Source organism: Chryseobacterium sp. Leaf201, assembly GCF_001421435.1.
Taxonomy (GTDB): domain Bacteria; phylum Bacteroidota; class Bacteroidia; order Flavobacteriales; family Weeksellaceae; genus Chryseobacterium.
This window is the reverse complement of sequence record NZ_LMKA01000042.1, coordinates 1-1646: the sequence shown is the minus strand read 5'-3', so window position 1 is coordinate 1646 and position 1646 is coordinate 1. Positions and strand designations below refer to the sequence as shown.

The window sequence follows — 1646 nt, the reverse complement described above, 5'->3', positions numbered from 1 at the left end:
TAATGTTTCTGTAGAATTAAGAGAAACAATGCAACATCCGGATTTATATTATCTGCACGGAGATCATTTGGGAACCGCAACATTTGTTACAAATTCTCAAGGTGATGCAACCCAATTTTTCTTAAATTTACCATTCGGRGAAACCATGTTGGAGCAGATGGACGGATCATACAATAATCCATATAAGTTCAATGCAAAGGAATTGGATGAAGATACAGGGTTGTATTATTATGGTGCAAGATATTATAACCCGAGGTTAAGTATCTGGTATGGAGTAGATCCATTGGCGATATTCAATCCGGTAATGGAAACTGAATTTTACGGAAATGGGCAACATAATGGTGGTGTATTCTTTTGGGGTAATCTTAATCCATATATTTATACTTATCAAAATCCAATAAATTATATTGACCCAGATGGAAAGCAGGTTAAATTAAGCAATTACGGTGGAGGAACAGTTAATTTATATGTACAGCAACTGGATCCTACAACAAAAAGACCTGGAAAATATGAATATATTAGAATTCAAGGAGATGCTTCTAAACCAACAGTAAATGTATATCAGCACAGAGATAATCCTACAAGATGGGGATATGGAACTTTAGAAGAAAGAACTAGTGGTGAATTACAGCAAAAACAAGTGGAGATATCTTTTAAGAGCGGTTCTTTAGGTTATCAGGATGACGATAAAGCGAATAAAAACTTGGATTTTGTTTCTAAATCCATAGTTAGTATAGATCAAAGTTTAGAAGTATATGGTAGCTCAAGTCAAACCGATCCTAATACGATAGTTGCAGATATTGATAATGGTAATAAAGATATAACTGTAGAAAACTTAGCAAATAATAGATCTGACAAGATAAAAGGTCAATTGATTGAAAGAGGAGTAAATTCTTCTAGCTTAAAAAGAGGACAAAATCAATATGGACAGAAAAATAGAGCAACAATTCTAAAATTTAACGTGCAGGCGAAGCAAGTTATCAGTGCAGATCAAATTATAAATAAAACTCCTAAAACCGGTTATGATGCAGGCAAAAAAAATTAAATATTTAAAATTCGTAATTTTTTTTATTTCTCAGTTTTTTTCTTCTCAAACCATAATATCATTTTATGATGTTACTAAATATCAGGATGAAGACAGTGAGTATATTTTGTATAATAATGAAAAATATACAGGGAAATATATACTAACTTCTGATACCGTAAAAACTGTAACATCTGTTAAGAATGGTATTATTTATAATATTGAAGAAATCGGACCAAATTATAAATCTATTATAGTTTTAAAGAACGAAAAAAGTTATAAAGAGGTTTATAATAAAGAAGGTAATCTTGTTTCTGAAGGATTATTAATTAGCGAAGAAAAACAAGGAAAATGGAAAGAGTATTATTCTAGTGGAAAGATTAAGAGTGTAGAATTTTATAGTTTGGATAAAAAGATTGGAAAGTGGAAATATTATGATATTGAAGGAAAAATTTCAAAAACAATTGTTTTTAAAAATGAACTTCCTTATCCCAAATTAAGCGGAATGAATGGCAGATTATTAGAAATGAGTACTTTAGATTTGAGATATGAAAATTGTAAACAAAACCTAAAGAATACAGTTTCTAATAATCATGATGATTGTGATTTTGTATATTATTAT

Annotated in this window: 2 protein-coding genes; both read left to right on the top strand. The window is 29.8% G+C overall.

Annotated elements, in window-relative coordinates; all coding sequences use genetic code 11:
• On the top strand, positions 1–1045 hold a 1045-nt coding region (locus tag ASE55_RS03875; RefSeq protein WP_131726116.1), incomplete at its 5' end, for an RHS repeat domain-containing protein.
• A partial coding sequence (locus ASE55_RS03870; RefSeq protein WP_410493000.1) for a toxin-antitoxin system YwqK family antitoxin occupies positions 1023–1646 on the top strand: 624 nt, incomplete at its 3' end. The genes ASE55_RS03875 and ASE55_RS03870, both read left to right, overlap by 23 nt.